This is a genomic window from Streptomyces yangpuensis (assembly GCF_024666385.1).
In the GTDB taxonomy this organism is placed as follows: domain Bacteria; phylum Actinomycetota; class Actinomycetes; order Streptomycetales; family Streptomycetaceae; genus Streptomyces; species Streptomyces yangpuensis.
On the sequence record NZ_CP102514.1, the window covers coordinates 6,320,262 to 6,337,119 of the forward strand.

At 73.6% G+C, this 16,858-nt stretch carries 15 protein-coding genes and 1 riboswitch; of the genes, 14 read left to right on the plus strand and 1 reads right to left on the minus strand.

Features of this window, described 5'->3' with window-relative positions:
* The first annotated feature begins 59 nt into the window (after window positions 1-59).
* The 6 genes from hpnE to NRK68_RS28750 all read left to right on the plus strand — a co-directional run bounded on the left by hpnE (window position 60) and on the right by NRK68_RS28750 (window position 8,077).
* Window positions 60-1,439, plus strand: coding sequence for a hydroxysqualene dehydroxylase HpnE (hpnE, locus tag NRK68_RS28725; protein WP_183063941.1), 1,380 nt, complete (start codon window positions 60-62; stop codon window positions 1,437-1,439).
* A complete protein-coding gene (locus tag NRK68_RS28730) occupies window positions 1,436-2,611 on the plus strand; it encodes a polyprenyl synthetase family protein (RefSeq protein WP_183063942.1) in 1,176 nt (391 codons plus the stop codon). The genes hpnE and NRK68_RS28730 overlap by 4 nt, the downstream gene beginning before the upstream one ends.
* 120 nt (window positions 2,612-2,731) lie before the next feature.
* Window positions 2,732-4,951 carry a squalene--hopene cyclase gene (gene shc / locus NRK68_RS28735; RefSeq protein ID WP_257857156.1) on the plus strand — a complete coding sequence of 740 codons (2,220 nt, stop codon included), beginning with the start codon at window positions 2,732-2,734 and terminating at the stop codon, window positions 4,949-4,951.
* Window positions 4,951-5,637, plus strand: coding sequence for a phosphorylase family protein (locus tag NRK68_RS28740; RefSeq protein WP_257857157.1), 687 nt, complete (start codon window positions 4,951-4,953; stop codon window positions 5,635-5,637). The genes shc and NRK68_RS28740 overlap by 1 nt, the downstream gene beginning before the upstream one ends.
* Window positions 5,638-5,642: 5 nt before the next feature.
* Window positions 5,643-6,674 carry an adenosyl-hopene transferase HpnH gene (gene hpnH, locus NRK68_RS28745; protein ID WP_183063944.1) on the plus strand — a complete coding sequence of 344 codons (1,032 nt, stop codon included), beginning with the start codon at window positions 5,643-5,645 and terminating at the stop codon, window positions 6,672-6,674.
* Window positions 6,671-8,077 (plus strand): aspartate aminotransferase family protein, encoded by a 1,407-nt coding sequence (locus NRK68_RS28750; protein WP_183063945.1) that lies wholly within the window; start codon window positions 6,671-6,673, stop codon window positions 8,075-8,077. The genes hpnH and NRK68_RS28750 overlap by 4 nt, the downstream gene beginning before the upstream one ends.
* Window positions 8,078-8,107: 30 nt before the next feature.
* On the opposite strand, the gene NRK68_RS28755 is transcribed toward NRK68_RS28750, so the two are convergent.
* Window positions 8,108-8,899 carry a tyrosine-protein phosphatase gene (locus tag NRK68_RS28755; RefSeq protein ID WP_183063946.1) on the minus strand — a complete coding sequence of 264 codons (792 nt, stop codon included), beginning with the start codon at window positions 8,897-8,899 and terminating at the stop codon, window positions 8,108-8,110.
* A 312-nt stretch (window positions 8,900-9,211) separates the two neighbouring features.
* Window positions 9,212-9,391, plus strand: a riboswitch (cyclic di-AMP (ydaO/yuaA leader).
* A gap of 2 nt (window positions 9,392-9,393) precedes the next feature.
* Here NRK68_RS28755 and NRK68_RS28760 point away from each other — a divergent pair.
* The 8 genes from NRK68_RS28760 to NRK68_RS28795 all read left to right on the plus strand — a co-directional run bounded on the left by NRK68_RS28760 (window position 9,394) and on the right by NRK68_RS28795 (window position 16,794).
* Window positions 9,394-10,407, plus strand: coding sequence for a M23 family metallopeptidase (locus NRK68_RS28760; RefSeq protein WP_257857158.1), 1,014 nt, complete (start codon window positions 9,394-9,396; stop codon window positions 10,405-10,407).
* A gap of 163 nt (window positions 10,408-10,570) precedes the next feature.
* Entirely contained in the window at window positions 10,571-11,356 is a 786-nt protein-coding gene (locus tag NRK68_RS28765) for an SGNH/GDSL hydrolase family protein (protein ID WP_183063948.1), read from the plus strand.
* Window positions 11,357-11,492: 136 nt separating this feature from the next.
* Complete coding sequence (locus NRK68_RS28770; RefSeq protein ID WP_183063949.1) at window positions 11,493-12,734, plus strand: MBL fold metallo-hydrolase; 1,242 nt, start codon at window positions 11,493-11,495, stop codon at window positions 12,732-12,734.
* Window positions 12,735-12,977: 243 nt separating this feature from the next.
* Window positions 12,978-14,744 (plus strand): sensor histidine kinase, encoded by a 1,767-nt coding sequence (locus tag NRK68_RS36805; protein WP_308296324.1) that lies wholly within the window; start codon window positions 12,978-12,980, stop codon window positions 14,742-14,744.
* A 32-nt stretch (window positions 14,745-14,776) separates the two neighbouring features.
* Window positions 14,777-15,211 carry a roadblock/LC7 domain-containing protein gene (locus NRK68_RS28780; RefSeq protein WP_183064237.1) on the plus strand — a complete coding sequence of 145 codons (435 nt, stop codon included), beginning with the start codon at window positions 14,777-14,779 and terminating at the stop codon, window positions 15,209-15,211.
* The gene (locus NRK68_RS28785) at window positions 15,208-15,621 is read left to right on the plus strand and encodes a DUF742 domain-containing protein (protein WP_183063951.1); all 414 of its coding nucleotides are present in this window, start codon (window positions 15,208-15,210) and stop codon (window positions 15,619-15,621) included. Before NRK68_RS28780 ends, NRK68_RS28785 begins: the two co-directional genes overlap by 4 nt.
* On the plus strand, window positions 15,599-16,249 hold the full coding sequence (locus NRK68_RS28790) for a GTP-binding protein (protein WP_257857159.1): 651 nt from the start codon (window positions 15,599-15,601) through the stop codon (window positions 16,247-16,249). Before NRK68_RS28785 ends, NRK68_RS28790 begins: the two co-directional genes overlap by 23 nt.
* Entirely contained in the window at window positions 16,249-16,794 is a 546-nt protein-coding gene (locus NRK68_RS28795) for a GAF domain-containing protein (protein ID WP_257857946.1), read from the plus strand. Before NRK68_RS28790 ends, NRK68_RS28795 begins: the two co-directional genes overlap by 1 nt.
* The last annotated feature ends 64 nt before the right edge of the window (window positions 16,795-16,858 follow it).

Genomic DNA, 16,858 nt, shown 5'->3' on the forward strand with positions numbered 1-16,858 from the left:
CGGGCCGCGCGGAACCCGCAGGCCGGCCCGGAGGGCGAGCGCACCACGGGGGAGGGCGCATGACCGGCACCGACCAGCACGCCGTCGTCGTCGGCGGCGGACTCGCAGGGGTCACGACCGCCCTCGAACTCGCCGACGCCGGACTACGCGTCACCCTGCTCGAAGGCCGTCCCCGGCTCGGCGGGCTCGCCTTCTCCTTCAAGCGCGGCGACCTCCACGTCGACAACGGCCAGCACGTCTACCTGCGCTGCTGCACCGCCTACCGGTGGTTCCTCGACCGCGTCGACGGCGCCGCCCTCGCCCCGCTCCAGGACCGGCTCGACGTACCCGTCCTCGACGTCGCCCACCCCCGCGGGCCGCGCCTGGGACGGCTGCGCCGCGGCGGCCTGCCCGTACCCCTGCACCTCGCCGGAGCCCTGGCCCGCTACCCGCACATGTCCCTCGCCGAGCGCGCGGGCGTCGCCCGCGCCGCCCTCGCCCTGCGCCGCCTCGACCCGGCGGACCCGGCGCTGGACGGCCTGGACTTCGCCACCTGGCTCGGCCGCTACGGACAGTCCGCCCGCACCATCGAGGCCCTGTGGGACCTCGTCGGCATCGCCACCCTCAACGCCACCGCCGCGCACTCCTCGCTGGGTCTGGCCGCCATGGTCTTCAAGACCGGCCTGCTCTCCGACAAGAGCGCGGCCGACATCGGCTGGGCCCACGTACCGCTCGGCGACCTGCACGACACCCTCGCCCGGGGCCAGCTCGACGCGGCCGGGGTACGGACCGAACTGCGCACCCGCGTCACCGCCGTCACCCGCACCCCCGAGGGGGCCTGGCGGGTGGACACCGAGCAGGAGTCGCTCGAAGCGGGCACCGTCGTCCTCGCCGTCCCGCAGCGCGAGGCGCACGGGCTGCTGCCCGCCGGCGCCCTCGCCGACCCCGACAAGCTCCTCGACATCGGCACCGCACCGATCCTGAACGTCCACGTCGTCTACGACCGCAAGGTGCTCAAGCAGCCCTTCTTCGCCGCACTCGGATCCCCTGTGCAGTGGGTCTTCGACCGCACCGACTCCTCCGGACTCCCCGACGGCGGCCAGTACCTGGCGCTGTCCCAGTCCGCCGCCCAGGACGACATCGACGAGCCCGTCTCGGCGCTGCGCGCCAAGTACCTGCCCGAGCTGGAGCGGCTGCTGCCCGCCGCACGCGGCGCCAAGGTACGGGACTTCTTCGTCACCAGGGAGCGGACGGCGACCTTCGCACCCACCCCCGGCGTCGGCCGGCTGCGCCCCGGGGCGCGGACCGACACGCCGGGGCTCTACCTGGCCGGTGCGTGGACTGCCACGGGTTGGCCCGCGACCATGGAGGGCGCCGTCCGGAGCGGACTGAGCGCGGCGCAGGCCGCACTCGCCGCACTCGGCCGCCACCGCGAACACCCTCTGCAGGAGGCGGCATGACGACCACCACCGGGACTACCGGCACCACCAGCACCACGAGCACAGCACGTACAGGAACAAGAGGAGAGCCAGTGAACCCGGGGAACCCGGCTGTCGAGAACACGGATGCCACTGTGGGCGCAGCCGGAAGGGGAGTGGAGAAGGCGGACACCGTCGCCCTCCTGGAACGCGGCCGGACGATGTCGACCCCCGCGCTCCGCGCGGCCGTCGACCGGCTCGCCGCGCCCATGGACACCGTCGCCGCCTACCACTTCGGCTGGATCGACGCCCAGGGCAACGCCGCCGACGGTGACGGCGGCAAGGCCGTGCGCCCCGCCCTCGCCCTGCTCTCCGCCGAGGCCGCGGGCGCCGCACCGGAGGTCGGTATCCCCGGCGCCGTCGCCGTGGAACTCGTGCACAACTTCTCGCTGCTCCACGACGACCTGATGGACGGCGACGAGCAGCGCCGCCACCGCGACACCGTCTGGAAGGTCCACGGACCGGCCCTCGCCATCCTGGTCGGCGACGCCCTCTTCGCCCTCGCCAATGAGGTCCTGCTGGAACTGGGCACCGTCGAGGCGGGCCGCGCCACGCGCCGCCTGACCACCGCCAGCCGCAAGCTCATCGACGGCCAGGCGCAGGACATCTCCTACGAGCACCGCGAGCGCGTCAGCGTCGAGGAGTGCCTGGAGATGGAGGGCAACAAGACCGGCGCCCTCCTCGCCTGCGCCGTCTCCATCGGCGCCGTGCTCGGTGGCGCGGACGACCGTACGGCCGACAAGCTGGAGGAGTACGGCTACCACCTCGGCCTCGCCTTCCAGGCCGTCGACGACCTCCTCGGCATCTGGGGCGACCCGGAGTCCACCGGCAAGCAGACCTGGAGCGACCTGCGCCAGCGCAAGAAGTCCCTCCCGGTGGTCGCCGCCCTCGCCGCCGGCGGCCCGGCCTCCGAGCGGCTCGCCGAACTGCTCGCCGCCGACGCCAAGAGCAGCGACTTCGAGAACTTCTCCGAAGAGGAGTTCGCGGCCCGCGCCGCCCTCATCGAGGAGGCCGGCGGCCGGCAGTGGACCGCGGACGAGGCGCGCCGCCAGCACGCCGTCGCGATCCGGGCCCTGGACGACGTCGACATGCCGCAGCGGGTGCGCGAACAGCTCGTGGACCTCGCCGACTTCGTCGTCGTACGCAAGAGGTGACCGCCACCCGGCAGCGGATATGAATCGCGAGTCGCCGGCCGGCGCCGCCACCTGAGCGTGGCGCGCACCGGCCGACGGCGGACCCCAGCACAGCACAGGACACTGTTCTAAGGGGAAGCCATGACAGCGACGACCGACGGCAGCGCGGAGAGCGCCGGCGCCGGCAGCGAATCCACCCCGGGCGCCCCGCCGCCCGGCCCCGCCGGGGCGGCCGCCCCGCGGACCGAATACGGGCTCGCGGGCCCGTCCGACCCCGCCGTCGGACCCGGGACCTCGGCCGGCGCCGGGCCCTGCGTGCCGGTGGCGCTCACCGAGCGGGTCGCCGCGCCGCCCGGACCGGTCCGGCGGCCCGGCCCGCCGGCCACCTACCGGCAGCCGGGCGAACCCGGCACCGGACGGACCGCGGCGGACCTGCCCCCGCCGCCGGACGGCAGCCCGAGGGAGGTGTACGAGGCCGCCGCGCGCGCGACCCGGCACCTCCTTGAGCGCCAGGACCCCGCGGGCTGGTGGAAGGGCGACCTGGAGACCAACGTCACCATGGACGCCGAGGACCTCCTGCTGCGGCAGTTCCTCGGCATCCGGGACGAGGCCACCACGTACGCCGCCGCCCTGTTCATCCGCGGCGAGCAGCGCGAGGACGGCACCTGGGCCACCTTCCACGGCGGACCGCCCGAACTGTCCGCCACCATCGAGGCGTACGTCGCGCTGCGCCTCGCCGGGGACCGGCCGGACGCCCCGCACATGAGCCGCGCCTCGGCCTGGATCCGGGCCCACGGCGGGATCGCCGCCGCCCGCGTCTTCACCCGGATCTGGCTCGCCCTCTTCGGCTGGTGGAGCTGGGACCACCTGCCCGAACTCCCGCCCGAGCTGGTCTTCCTGCCGCCCTGGGTGCCCCTGAACATCTACGACTTCGGCTGCTGGGCCCGCCAGACCATCGTCCCGCTCACCGTGGTCTCCGCGCTGCGCCCGGTCCGCCCGGCACCCTTCGCCCTCGACGAACTCCACACCGACGCGCGGACCCCGTACCCCGCCATCCCCCTGGCACCGCTGACCACCTGGGACGGCGCCTTCCAGCGGATGGACAGGGCCCTGCACGTCTACCGGCGGTTCGCTCCACGCCGCCTGCGCAAGGCGGCCATGGACACCGCCGCCCGCTGGATCGTCGAACGCCAGGAGAACGACGGCTGCTGGGGCGGGATCCAGCCGCCCGCCGTGTACTCCGTCATCGCGCTGCACCTGCTCGGCTACGACCTCGGGCACCCGGTGATGCGCGCCGGACTGGAGTCCCTGGACCGCTTCGCGGTGCGGCGCGAGGACGGCGCCCGGATGATCGAGGCCTGCCAGTCCCCGGTGTGGGACACCTGCCTCGCCGCGATCGCCCTGGCCGACGCCGGTGTGCGCCCCGACCATCCGGCACTGGTCAAGGCCGCGGACTGGATGCTCGGCGAGGAGATCACCCGCACCGGCGACTGGGCGGTGCGCCGGCCCGGCCTCGCCCCGGGCGGCTGGGCGTTCGAGTTCCACAACGACACCTACCCCGACATCGACGACACCGCCGAGGTCGTCCTCGCCCTGCGCCGGATCAGACACCCGGACCCGGTCCGGCTCGACGCGGCCATCGCCCGCGGCGTCTCCTGGACCCTCGGCATGCAGTCGAAGGACGGCGCGTGGGGCGCCTTCGACGCCGACAACACCAGCCCCTTCCCGAACCGGCTGCCCTTCTGCGACTTCGGCGAGGTCATCGACCCGCCGTCGGCCGACGTCACCGCCCACGTGGTGGAGATGCTCGCCTTCGAGGGCCGGGCGGGCGACGCCCGGACCCGGCGCGGCATCACCTGGCTCCTCGACGCACAGGAGCCGGACGGCAGCTGGTTCGGGCGCTGGGGCACCAACTACGTCTACGGCACCGGGTCGGTGGTGCCCGCCCTCACCGCGGCCGGCATCGCCCCGGGCCACCCCGCGGTCAGGCGGGCCGTGCGCTGGCTGGAATCCGTGCAGAACGAGGACGGCGGCTGGGGGGAGGACCAGCGCTCCTACCAGGACCGGTCGTGGGCCGGGAAGGGCGCCTCCACCGCCTCGCAGACCGCGTGGGCGCTGATGGCCCTGCTGGCGGCCGGGGAACGCGACGGCGAGGCCGTCGCACGCGGCATCGCCCACCTGGTCCGGACCCAGCACGAGGACGGCTCCTGGGACGAGCCGTACTTCACCGGCACCGGCTTCCCCTGGGACTTCTCCATCAACTACCACCTGTACCGGCAGGTGTTCCCGCTGACCGCGCTGGGCCGCTACCTGTACGGGGAACCGTCCGCCCCGGCGGGCTCACCCGGCCGGGGCCTGTGATGTCCCCCGCCGCGGGGGACCGCACCGCGCGGGGCGGCCCGCTGCTGGTCGCCTGCGCCCTGCGCATCGAGCAGATGGCGCTGCGCAGCGCGGGGCGCGGCTCCCCGCGCGGCACCGACGCGCACGGTGGGGCGCACGGCGGGGCGTACACCCTCCTGCGTACCGGGATGGGACCGTGCGCGGCCGAACGGGCCGTCCTCGGGGCCCTTCACGGGCCCGGCACGGACCGGGCCGCCCTCCTCGCCACCGGGTTCTGCGCCGGGCTCGTCCCCGGCATGAGCCCCGGCGACCTCGTCGTCGCCGAGGAGACCCGCGACCCGCGGGGGACCGTCCCCTGCACCGGGGTCGCGCTGCTCGCCGAGGCGCTGGCCCGGGCCGTCCCCGGCCGGACCGTGCACATCGGCCCGCTGACCGGGTCCGACCACGTCGTCCGCGGCCGGGAGCGCGCGCGGCTGCGCGCCACGGGCGCGGTCGCGGTCGACATGGAGTCCGCGGCGACCCTCCGGGCCGCGGTCCGCGACGGGGAACGCCCCGTTGCGGCCGTCCGGGTGATCGTGGACGCTCCGGAGCACGAGCTCGTCCGAATCGGCACGGTGCGCGGGGGAATATCGGCCTTCCGTGTCCTGCGTGCCGTACTGCCCGCGTTTTACGAATGGCACCGTTCTTCGCTGCTCCCCAGGAGGTGAGCCAGATGGCCATGCCGCTGCGCCAGACCATCAGGGTCGGGACCTATCTGCTCGAACAGAAGCTCCGCAAGCGGGACAAGTTCCCGCTGATCGTGGAGCTGGAGCCGCTCTACGCGTGCAACCTGGCCTGTGAGGGCTGCGGGAAGATCCAGCACCCGGCGGGCGTGCTCAAGCAGCGCATGCCGGTCGCCCAGGCGGTCGGGGCGGTGCTGGAGTCCGGTGCGCCGATGGTGTCCATCGCGGGCGGCGAGCCCTTGATGCACCCGCAGATCCACGAGATCGTGCGGCAATTGGTGGCCCGGCGGAAGTACGTGTTCCTGTGCACCAACGCGCTGCTGCTGCGCAAGAAGATCGAGAAGTTCACGCCCTCCCCGTACTTCGCCTTCGCGGTGCACATCGACGGCCTGCGCGAGCGCCATGACGAGTCGGTGGCCAAGGAGGGCGTCTTCGACGAGGCGGTCGAGGCCATCAAGGAGGCGAAGCGCCGGGGATTCCGGGTGACGACGAACTCCACCTTCTTCAACACCGACACCCCGCAGACGATCATCGAGGTGCTGAACTTCCTCAATGACGACCTGCAGGTGGACGAAATGATGATCTCGCCCGCGTACGCCTACGAAAAGGCACCGGACCAGGAGCATTTCCTCGGCGTCGACCAGACCCGCGATCTCTTCCGGAAGGCTTTCGCGGGCGGCAACCGGCGGCGCTGGCGGCTCAACCACTCCCCGCTCTTCCTCGACTTCCTGGAAGGAAAGGCCGACTTCCCCTGCACGGCCTGGGCCATTCCGAATTACTCCCTCTTCGGCTGGCAGCGCCCCTGCTATCTGATGAGCGACGGCTATGTGCCGACGTACCGGGAACTCGTGGAGGACACCGACTGGGACAAGTACGGCCGCGGAAAGGACCCGCGCTGCGCGAACTGCATGGCGCACTGCGGCTACGAGCCCACCGCCGTCCTCGCCACCATGGGCTCCCTGAAGGAATCCCTGCGGGCCGCCCGGGAGACGGTCGGCGGCAACCGGGACAGGTCGGCATGAGTCCGGCGGAAGAGGGACGGGACGGCGGTTTCGACCTCCGCGCCCTGCTCACCGCGCGCGGGGCGGAGCGGTACGAGCTGCACGCCCGCCACCTGAACCACCAACTGCCCCGGATGCTCCGCACCATCGGCTTCGACAAGGTCTACGAGCGGGCCGAGGGAGCCCACTTCTGGGACGCCGAGGGCAACGACCACCTCGACATGCTCGCCGGGTTCGGGGTGATGGGCCTGGGCCGCCACCACCCCGTCGTCCGCCGGGCCCTGCACGACGTGCTGGACGCCCAGCTCGCCGACCTCACCCGCTTCGACTGCCAGCCGCTGCCCGGGCTGCTGGCCGAGAAGCTCCTGTCGTACAGCCCGCACCTGGACCGGGTCTTCTTCGGCAACAGCGGCACCGAGGCGGTGGAGACGGCCCTGAAGTTCGCCCGGTACGCCACCGGGCGGCCCAGGGTCCTCTACTGCGACCACGCCTTCCACGGGCTGACCGCCGGCTCCCTCTCGGTGAACGGCGAGGGAGGCTTCCGCGACGGTTTCGCGCCGCTGCTGCCCGACACCCGGGTCGCGCTGGGCGATCTGGCCGCCCTGGAGCGGGAGCTGAAGCGCGGCGACGTCGCCGCTTTCGTCGTGGAGCCGATCCAGGGCAAAGGGGTCCTCGCCGCCCCGCCCGGGTTCCTGCTCGCCGCGCAGGAGCTGCTGCACCGGCACAAGGCGCTGCTGATCGCGGACGAGGTGCAGACCGGCCTGGGACGTACCGGCGACTTCTACGCGTACCAGCACGAGCCGGGTGTCGAGCCCGACCTGGTGTGCGTGGCCAAGGCGCTGTCCGGCGGTTACGTGCCGGTCGGCGCGACCCTCGGCAAGGACTGGATCTTCAAGAAGGTCTACTCGTCGATGGACCGGGTGCTCGTGCACTCCGCGAGCTTCGGGTCCAACGCGCAGGCGATGGCGGCCGGGCTGGCGGTGCTGTCCGTCATGGAGGACGAGCACCTCGTGGCCCGCGCGCGGGCCACGGGCGACCTGCTGCGCGGGCGGCTCGCGGCCATGGTGGACGAGTACGAGCTGCTGCACGAGGTCCGCGGGCGCGGCCTGATGATCGGCATCGAGTTCGGGCGGCCCTCCTCGCTGGGGCTGCGCAGCCGGTGGACGATGCTCCAGGCGGCCCGCAAGGGTCTCTTCGCGCAGATGGTCGTGGTGCCGCTGCTCCAGAGGCACCGGATCCTCACCCAGGTGTCCGGGGACCATCTGGAGGTGATCAAGCTGATCCCGCCGCTGGTGCTGGACGAGGAGGACGTCGACCGGTTCGTCGGCGCCTTCCGCGAGGTCATGGACGACGCCCACGGGGGGTCCGCACTGATGTGGGACTTCGGCAGGACGCTGGTGAAGCAGGCCGTCGCCGCGCGCTGACGGCCCGCGTCCCCGGGTGGTCCTCCCGGATCAGGCCAACAGCCGGTCGCGGAGTCGGTCGAGGGTCTCGGGCTCCAGCCCGAGGCCCCCCGACAGGTAGCGCTCCACCCCGCCCCAGACCTCGTCGATCGTGTCGAAGGCGGCGATCAGGTATTCGGCGCGGGCGTCGAAGAGCGGCGCGAGCAGTTCCATCACCTCGGGCGAGCGGGCCTCGGCCGAGGCGGAGCTGCGACGCACCCGGTACCGGCGGTGCGGGGCGTTGGACTCCAGGTAGTCCGCCACGATCGCCTCCCGCTCGACGCCCAGCGCGAGCAGGGTGACGGCGACGGAGAGGCCGGCCCGGTCCTTGCCGGCCGCGCAGTGCAGGAGGGCGGGCACGCTGTCCTCGGCGAGGGCGTGGACGACCCGGCTGTGCTCGGCGGTGCGGGTGCGGATGATCCCGCGGTAGGAGTTCGCCATCCGGGCCGCCGCCTTGCCCTCGCCCAGGATCGAGCGGAGCTGGTCGAGGTCGCCGTCGCGGACCAGCCGCCAGAACTCCCGGCCGTCGGCCGGGTCCGACAGAGGGATGCTGACGTTCCGTACGCCGGGCAGTTCGACGTCCGGCCCCTCCAGGGCGTGGTCGGCGCCGTTGCGGAAGTCGAAGATGGTGTGGAGGCCGAGCGAGGCGAGGAATTCTGCATCGGTTTCGGTGGCATGTGCGAGATGTCCGCTTCGGAATAGTCGTCCCGTCGCGACCCTTCGGCCATCGGAAGTCGGCAATCCGCCCACATCGCGGAAATTGCGCACTCCGGTCAGCTCCGGCTCCTGTATCTGCTGGGTCACGGTAACTCCTCCGCCTTCTCATGGGGCGTCTGTCCGAATTGAGCTACTTGGCGCCAACTTGCCATACCCGGAGGCGAGATCGGGCACGTCCCCGTGAGCCAGATCATACGGTGACCGTGAGTGCCTGATCGTCGAAGCCGAATGGCCCGGCGCAGGCGGCTGTTGGCGCGGCGGAATGGACGGAGGGTGACCGGAATTCCGGCACGCCCTCATGCCTGTGAATCCGTCAGGGAATTCACGGCTTGTTCGGCGTGCCGACAAGGGATTACCTTCGCGATCGATCCGGGTGGATCGCCGAATCCTGCCGCCACCCGGAAACCGCAACCGAACCATTTCGCGCGGCAGGAGCGGGGGAACCAGGTAAGCCGCTGTGCCGGAGATCTTTTCTCCGGAACGGCTCGGGGTGAAGCCGTTCATGTCCCGTACATGTACGGCCGGACATCTCCAGTCCGAACCCGACAGCTCACCTCGCAGGCGCCGGAGAGGAATGCGCCATGCCTGCAAAGGGTAAGCACCGCCGTCCCAAGTCCCTTTTCTTTTCCCGCGGATTCGCGGTCGCAGGCACCGGTGGCGCGGCCCTCGCCCTGCCGCTGACGGTCGCCGCCGGCGCCCACGCGGCCGGCCCGCAGACGGCGCCCGCCGCCGCACCGGCCGTCGCCCCCGCCGTGGCCCAGCAGGTCCCCGCCGCGCTCCAGGCCGCCCCTGCGGCCGCCGTGCAGTCCGCCCCGGCCGTCTACACGGTCGTCCCGGGCGACTGCCTCTCGGTGATCGCTGCGGAGCACAGCCTGGACGGCGGCTGGCAGCGGCTGTACGAGCGGAACCGCGAGGCGGTCGGCAGCGACCCGTCGCTGATCCACCCCGGCCTGAAGCTGACCCTCGGCGGCCGTGGCGAGGCCGCCCCGCTCGACACCGTCCCCGCCCCGCGGACCGCCCCCGAGGCCGCCCCGAAGGCCGCTCCGAAGGCGGCCCCCAAGGCGGCCCCCAAGGCAGCCCCCGAGGCCGAGGCCGAGTCCGAGCCGGCCGGGCAGGCCGCCGCCCCGCGGGCGCAGCGGGCCGCCGCCCCCGAGGCCCGGGCCGAGGCCCCCGCCGCCCAGCCGGCCGCCGCCGGATTCGTCGCCCCGGTCGGCGGTGGCGTCTCCACCCAGTACAAGGTCGCCGGTGCCATGTGGTCCTCCGGCTACCACACGGGCGTCGACTTCATCGCCCCCATGGGCACCAGCGTCAAGGCCGTCGGCGCCGGCACCGTGGTCTCCGCGGGCTGGAGCGGCTCGTACGGCAACGAGGTCGTCATCCGGCACGCGGACGGCAAGTACTCCCAGTACGCCCACCTGTCCCAGCTCTCCGTCTCCTCCGGCCAGAGCGTCACCGCCGGCCAGAGCATCGGTCTCTCCGGCTCCACCGGCAATTCGACCGGCCCGCACCTGCACTTCGAGATCCGTACGAGCCCGTCCTACGGCTCGGACATGGACCCGATCGCCTACCTCCGCTCGAAGGGCGCCTCCCTCTGACGGCACCCGCCGACGGAGCACCGACACGCGTGGGGCCGGGACCCGAGGGGGGCCCCGGCCCCACGTGTACTTATTCCTTACATCGCGCGTGGTACAGATCACGGCCCGTCAACCCCTCATTACGTTGGCGTAGGTTGGTTACGGGAGTGAAGGATGGGTTCTCGTGGCAGCGACGACGACGAAACTCAAGACCATCGGCTCGTACGCGGCGATCGGGGACAGCTTCACAGAGGGCGTGGGGGACCCGGGGCCCGGAGATTCTTTTCTCGGCTGGGCGGACCGGCTCGCCGTGCTCCTGGCAGATCGGCGCGAAGAGCACGACTTCCGTTATGCGAATCTCGCGGTACGCGGGAAGCTCCTCGACCAGATCGTGGCCGACCAGGTGCCGAGGGCCAAGGCCCTCGCCCCGGACCTGGTCACCTTCTGCGCCGGCGGCAACGACATCATCCGGCCCGGCAGCGACCCGGACGACGTGGCGGAACGCTTCGAGGCGGCCGTCGCCGACCTCACCGGAGCCGTCGGCCACGTCATGATCACCACCGGGTTCGACACCCGGGGCGTGCCCGTCCTCAAGCACATCCGGGGGAAGGTTGCGACGTATAGCGCGCACGTGCGCGCCATCGCCGACCGGTACGACTGCCCCGTGCTCGACCTCTGGTCGCTGAAGTCCGTACAGGACCGGCGCGCCTGGGACGCGGACCGGCTGCACCTCTCGCCCGAGGGCCACACCCGCGTCGCACTGCGGGCCGCGCAGGTCCTCGGCCTGGACGTGCCCGCCGACCCCGACCAGCCCTGGCCGCAGCTGCGCCCGCGCGGCTCGGTGGACGTGACCCGCGACAACATCCAGTGGGCCCGCGAGTACCTGGTGCCCTGGATCGGCCGCCGCCTGCGCGGCGAATCCTCCGGCGACCACATCGAGGCGAAGCGGCCGGACCTCCTGCCGCTGTAGCCGCCGGACGACGGGCGGGCAGGGCCTGCAGGAGGGGCGGGCAGGAGGGGCGGGCGGAATCCTTCGGGGCCGGTGTGCGTTGGGATGGTCGTAGCGATACGACCGCACCGACGACCCCACCCTCCCTGGAGGCGCTTTGACCGGCTCCCGTCCCCTCCGCCCGCGGCTGCGCGCCCTGCGGCCCGAAGCCTTCGGCGCGGACCCGTCCGGCGCCAGGCTGGAGCGGATCCGCCGCTCGCCGAACTTCGCCGACGGCGTCTTCCAGAACCCGGTCGGAGCCCGGAACAGGCCCTCGGGGTCGATGACCGAGTTCGCGAAGATCTACTTCCACCGTGAGCAGCGCGTCAGGCGAAGCCCCGCGGCGGCGATCCCGGTGCACCCGACCACCCTCGCCGACCTGGCGAAGCCGCCCACGAGCGGTCTGCGCCTGACCTGGATGGGGCACTCCAGCGTGCTCGCGGAGATCGACGGGCACCGGGTGCTGTTCGACCCGGTGTGGGGCGAGCGCTGCTCCCCCTTCCCGTTCGCCGGCCCCAAGCGGCTGCACCCGGTGCCGGTCCCGCTGGCCGCGCTCGGCGAGGTCGACGTCGTGGTCATCTCGCACGACCACTACGACCACCTCGACCTGCCGACGATCAAGGCGCTGGCCGGCACGGACACGCTCTTCGCCGTCCCGCTCGGTGTCGGCGCGCACCTGGAGCGCTGGGGCGTGGCGGCCGACCGGCTGCGCGAGCTCGACTGGAACGAGACCACCCGGATCGGCGGCCTGTCGCTGACGGCGACGCCCGCCCGGCACTTCTGCGGCCGCGGCTTGCGCAACCAGCAGCACACCCTGTGGGCCTCCTGGGTGGTCGCGGGCGACGAGCACCGGATCTACCACAGCGGTGACACCGGCTACTTCCCCGGCTTCGCGGAGATCGGCGCCGCGCACGGGCCCTTCGACGCCACGATGATCCAGATCGGGGCCTACTCGGAGTACTGGCCCGACATCCACATGACCCCCGAGGAGGGCATGCGCGCCCACCTCGACCTCCAGGGCGGCACCGCGCACGGCACGATGCTGCCGATCCACTGGGGCACCTTCAACCTGGCCCTGCACCCGTGGGACGAGCCGGGCGAGGGCACCCTGGCCGCCGCCGAGGGCGCCGGAGCGGCCGTCGCGCTGCCGATTCCGGGCCAGCCGTTCGAGCCCGGGGCCGAGGGTGCGCCGGCCCAGCCGTGGTGGCGGCCGTTCGCGGCCGGGGCGGCGGCGGGCGGAGCCGTGGACGGGCCTGCGGCCGTGCCCTCGCACCAGGCCGGCGGAGCGGCGGCGACAACGGCCCGCGTGGTGTCGACGGCCGTGAGCGAGCAGGAGAAGCCGGAGTCCGTAGGGTCGTAGCGAACGCCCCGGGCGGTACGCACCCACGGCCCCCGGCGCCGGGGGTGCCGCCGGGCGGCCGCAGCGGCCTGACCGGCGCATTCGGGCTGCTGTGCGAGCGCTCCATCGGGAGCGGGAAGCACCCCCGTGAAGTTCACCGACTCGCGGTCCGGCGCGGGATTGCGGGGTCTAGCGTGGGTATTCGGTGATCAACACCGGGCCCCGGGAACGACGGGGGCCGGGCCCCACGTACCGAGGACGCCGATGTCCGGACCCCGCGCCGCACGCCACGCCCCGTCGAGACACACCGTCACCGGTCCCGGCCGGCAGTTACGCCCCCAGTTGGTACGGGCGGCCCTCCTGCCCACGCTGGCCGCCGCGCTCAGCGGCGCGGCCGCGGTGATCTTCACCCTCCAGCTCGGCGGCGGCGCCGGCGACCGCGACGCCCGGCTCTGGCCGGTGCTCACCGGCTGCGCCCTGCTCGCGGCCGGCTCCCTCGCCGCGGCCCTGCTCGGCGCGCAACGCGCGGCCAAGGCCGTCCGGGACCGGTGCGAGGCGCTGCGCCGCTCCAGCGTCCGGGGCCGCCAGGAACTGCGGACGGCCGCCGACCGGCTGGAGCGGGGCGAGACCCCGCAGCGACCGGTCCGCGGCGGGCCGAACACACCGCTCACCGGGAGCGACCCGGCGGGCGTGGACGAGTTCTGGCTGCTCTCCCAGGAACTGCGCGGCGCCCGCGAGCAGGCCCACACCACCCTCGTACGGCTGGCCGCGCCGGCCGCCCCGACCGACAGCGAGCGCAAGGTCGAGGTCTTCGTCAACCTCGCGCGCCGGCTCCAGTCCCTGGTCCACCGCGAGATCTCGCTGCTGGACGACCTGGAGGACACGGTCGAGGACCCGGACCTGCTCCGGGACCTCTTCCACGTCGACCACCTGGCCACCCGGATCCGCCGCCACGCCGAGAACCTCGCGGTGCTGGGCGGTGCGGCCTCCCGCCGCCAGTGGACCCGGCCGATCGACCTGAGCGAGGTGCTCCGCTCCTCGGTCGCGGAGGTCGAGCAGTACACCAGGGTCAAGGTCGTGCCGCCGGCGGGCGGCAGCGTACGCGGCCACGCCGTCGCCGACGTGGTGCACCTGCTGGCCGAACTCGTGGAGAACGCCACCGTGTTCTCCGCCCCCGACACCGATGTGGTGCTGCGGGCCGAGCGGGTCACCGCCGGGATCGCGGTCGAGGTGGAGGACCGGGGACTGGGCATGCCGGCCGAGGAGCAGCACCGGATGAACGCCCTGCTCGCCGACCCCGACCAGGTGAGCGTCCGGACTCTGCTCGCGGACGGGCGGATCGGCCTGTACGTCGTCTCGGCGCTGGCCCGCCGGCACGGGATCGCAGTCGAACTCAAGTCGAACATCTACGGCGGCGTCCTCGCGGTGCTGGTGCTTCCGCAGGAACTGCTGGGGGCGGCGGACGCGGGTGACGCGGCCGGGGGCTCGCGGGTGACGCCGCCGCTGGAACCGGCACGCATGCCGCTGCCCCGCCGGGCGGACACCCCCACGATCCCCGCCCCCCGCCCCGAACCCACGGCCCCGGTGGGGCAGGCGGGTGCGATCGAGGACGCGGCCCGGGCGGAGCCCGGGGAGGGGCCGCCCGCGGCGTCGGCAGCCGGATGCGCGCCCCCGCCGTGGCCCGCCTCCACGGCGGGCGCCGCGCCGGTACCCGGCAGCGTGCCCTCGGCCCGACCCGGCCCCGCGGCGGACGCCCGGCCCGTGCCGGGGCCGGTGGCGCAGGCCTGGTCCGCTCCCGGCGGGGGGCCGGTGGGGCAGGCGGGGCAGGCGGGGCAGGTGGGGCAGGCGGGGCAGGCGGGGGAACGGCCGACGTTGCCCCGGCGCCGGGCGCAGGAGCACCTCGCGCCCCAGCTGCGCGACGCACCCGCACCGCGGCGTCCCGCGGACGCCGAGCAGCCCGTGCACGACCCCGGCCTCATGGCCGCCTTCCGGCGCGGCTTCGGCCTCGCGCAGTCGGAGAACCAGGCATGACCCCCAGCAACCTCGGCAAGGAGCGCACCACCATGGGCGGCGAAATGGCGACGAAGACCGGCGGCCGGCTCTCGGACCTCGACTGGCTGCTCAGCGGCCTGGTCCAACGCGTCCCGTACACCCGCAGCGCCGTCCTGCTCACCGCGGACGGGCTCGTGACCTGCGTACACGGCCTCGATCCCGACAGCGCCGACCACATGGCGGCCCTCGCCTGCGGCCTCCACTCGCTCGGCCGCAGCGCCGGGGCCCGTTTCGGCGACGGGGCCGACGTACGGCAGGTCGTGGTCGAGCTCGACACCGCGCTCCTCTTCGTCTCCGCGGCCGGATCCGGCACCTGCCTGGCCGTCCTCGCCGACCGGGACGCCGACGCCGGCGTCCTCGGCTACGAAATGGCGATGCTGGTCAAGAGCGTCCGCCCGTACCTCGCGGCCGCACCCCGGCGGCCCGCCGCGAACGTGGAGCGATGAGGGCCCACGGCAGGGGGGCGTACGGGAAGGGGCGGGACACACCGTGGGTCGACGACTCGGCGGGGCGCGTGCTGCGCCCGTACACCGCCAGCGGCGGTCGGACCAGGCCGGGCATCGCGCTCGACCTGCTGTCGCGGATGACCGCGACCGGCGTACGCCCGCGCGTTGCGCTGGGGGCCGAGCACACCCTCGCGCTGCGGTTGTGCGCCGGTGCCGCGGCGCTCACCGTCGCCGAGCTGGCGGGCCAGTTGCGGCTCCCGGCCGCGGTGGTCAAGGTGCTGCTGTCCGATCTCATGGAATACGGGGCCGTCATGGCGCAGGCGCCCCATTACCCGGGCGGCGGGTCGTTCGCCGCCGACGACCGGTCCCTCCTCCTGGCGGTGCTCGATGGCCTACGCAGACGGCTGTGACGCCCCCGCGACGCTGAAGGTCCTGGTGGCGGGGGGTTTCGGAGCGGGCAAGACCACCTTCGTGGGGGCGGTCAGCGAGATCGAACCGCTGTGCACGGAGGAACTGCTCAGCGACCTCGGCGCGGGCGCCGACCCGCTGCACGGGGTCGAGGCCAAGACCACGACCACCGTCGCGCTCGACTGCGGACGGATCACCCTGGACGACCGTCACGTGCTCTACCTCTTCGGCACGCCCGGCCAGCACCGCTTCTGGTTCCTGTGGGAGGAGCTGTGCGCGGGCGCGCTCGGGGCCGTGGTGCTCGCGGACACCCGCCGCCTCGCGGACTGCTTCCCCGCCGTGGACTTCTTCGAGCGGCGCGGGATCGGCTTCATCGTCGCCCTCAACGAGTTCGACGGCTGCCACCGCTACACGGCGGACGAGGTCCGGGACGCGGTCGGCCTGGGGCCCGAGGTGTCCGTCGTACGGTGCGACGCGCGCCTGGCCGGATCGGGGACGGTGACGCTGGCCGCCCTGGTCCGTCACCTGCTGTGCGCGTCCACAGCCCCTACATCGCCGTCGCCGTCGCCGTCGCCATGGCCGTCGCCATCGACCACAACGCCATCGTCACCGGAGTCGGGGGAAACATGATGCTGTACTACGAATCGACCGGACACCTGCTGCTCACGCCCGTGGACCGGGAGGCGCCCGCACGCGCTGTCCGGCTGCGCGAACTGGGGCTGGGGGAGCGGGTGGACGGCGAACTGGACGCCTTCGCGCGGCGCGTGGCGGACGTCCTCGGCGCCCCGCACGCGGGGGTGAACTTCGTCGGCGAGGAACGCCAGTTCTTCGCGGGCCTGCACCACGCGCCCGACGCCCCCGAGAGCGGCTACCCCGCCCGGGTCCTGCCCCGCGACCACGGCTACTGCCCGCACGTAGTGGTCCGCAGGCGCGCGCTGGTACTGGAGGACGTACGGGACTTCGCCCGGTTCGCCGGCAACGCGGTGGTGGACGGGAGCGGGGTCCGGTCCTACCTCGGGGCGCCGCTGACCGACCGGCGCGGCATCGTCCTCGGCACGGTGTGCGCGGTGGACGTGGCGCCGCGGCGGTGGGGGACGGAGGGGCTCGCCACGGCGAAGGAGCTGGCCGCGGAGGTGGTGGCCCTGCTCCACGAGCGGGAGGACCGGCGCGCGTGAGAGCGGTTGTCGGTGGCGGGGGCTACGGTCGTCGGACGGGGATCCACACGCGCCGACGTCCGGA

Bases quoted from the DNA above. Each gene is read 5' to 3' on its own strand.
- hpnE (WP_183063941.1), top strand. From the start codon at position 60: ATGACCGGCACCGACCAGCACGCCGTCGTCGTCGGCGGCGGACTCGCA.
- NRK68_RS28760 (WP_257857158.1), top strand. From the start codon at position 9,394: ATGCCTGCAAAGGGTAAGCACCGCCGTCCCAAGTCCCTTTTCTTTTCC.
- shc (WP_257857156.1), top strand. From the start codon at position 2,732: ATGACAGCGACGACCGACGGCAGCGCGGAGAGCGCCGGCGCCGGCAGC.
- NRK68_RS28740 (WP_257857157.1), top strand. From the start codon at position 4,951: ATGTCCCCCGCCGCGGGGGACCGCACCGCGCGGGGCGGCCCGCTGCTG.
- NRK68_RS28790 (WP_257857159.1), top strand. From the start codon at position 15,599: ATGGCCTACGCAGACGGCTGTGACGCCCCCGCGACGCTGAAGGTCCTG.
- NRK68_RS28780 (WP_183064237.1), top strand. From the start codon at position 14,777: ATGGGCGGCGAAATGGCGACGAAGACCGGCGGCCGGCTCTCGGACCTC.
- hpnH (WP_183063944.1), top strand. From the start codon at position 5,643: ATGGCCATGCCGCTGCGCCAGACCATCAGGGTCGGGACCTATCTGCTC.
- NRK68_RS28730 (WP_183063942.1), top strand. From the start codon at position 1,436: ATGACGACCACCACCGGGACTACCGGCACCACCAGCACCACGAGCACA.
- NRK68_RS28750 (WP_183063945.1), top strand. From the start codon at position 6,671: ATGAGTCCGGCGGAAGAGGGACGGGACGGCGGTTTCGACCTCCGCGCC.
- NRK68_RS36805 (WP_308296324.1), top strand. From the start codon at position 12,978: ATGTCCGGACCCCGCGCCGCACGCCACGCCCCGTCGAGACACACCGTC.
- NRK68_RS28785 (WP_183063951.1), top strand. From the start codon at position 15,208: ATGAGGGCCCACGGCAGGGGGGCGTACGGGAAGGGGCGGGACACACCG.
- NRK68_RS28795 (WP_257857946.1), top strand. From the start codon at position 16,249: ATGCTGTACTACGAATCGACCGGACACCTGCTGCTCACGCCCGTGGAC.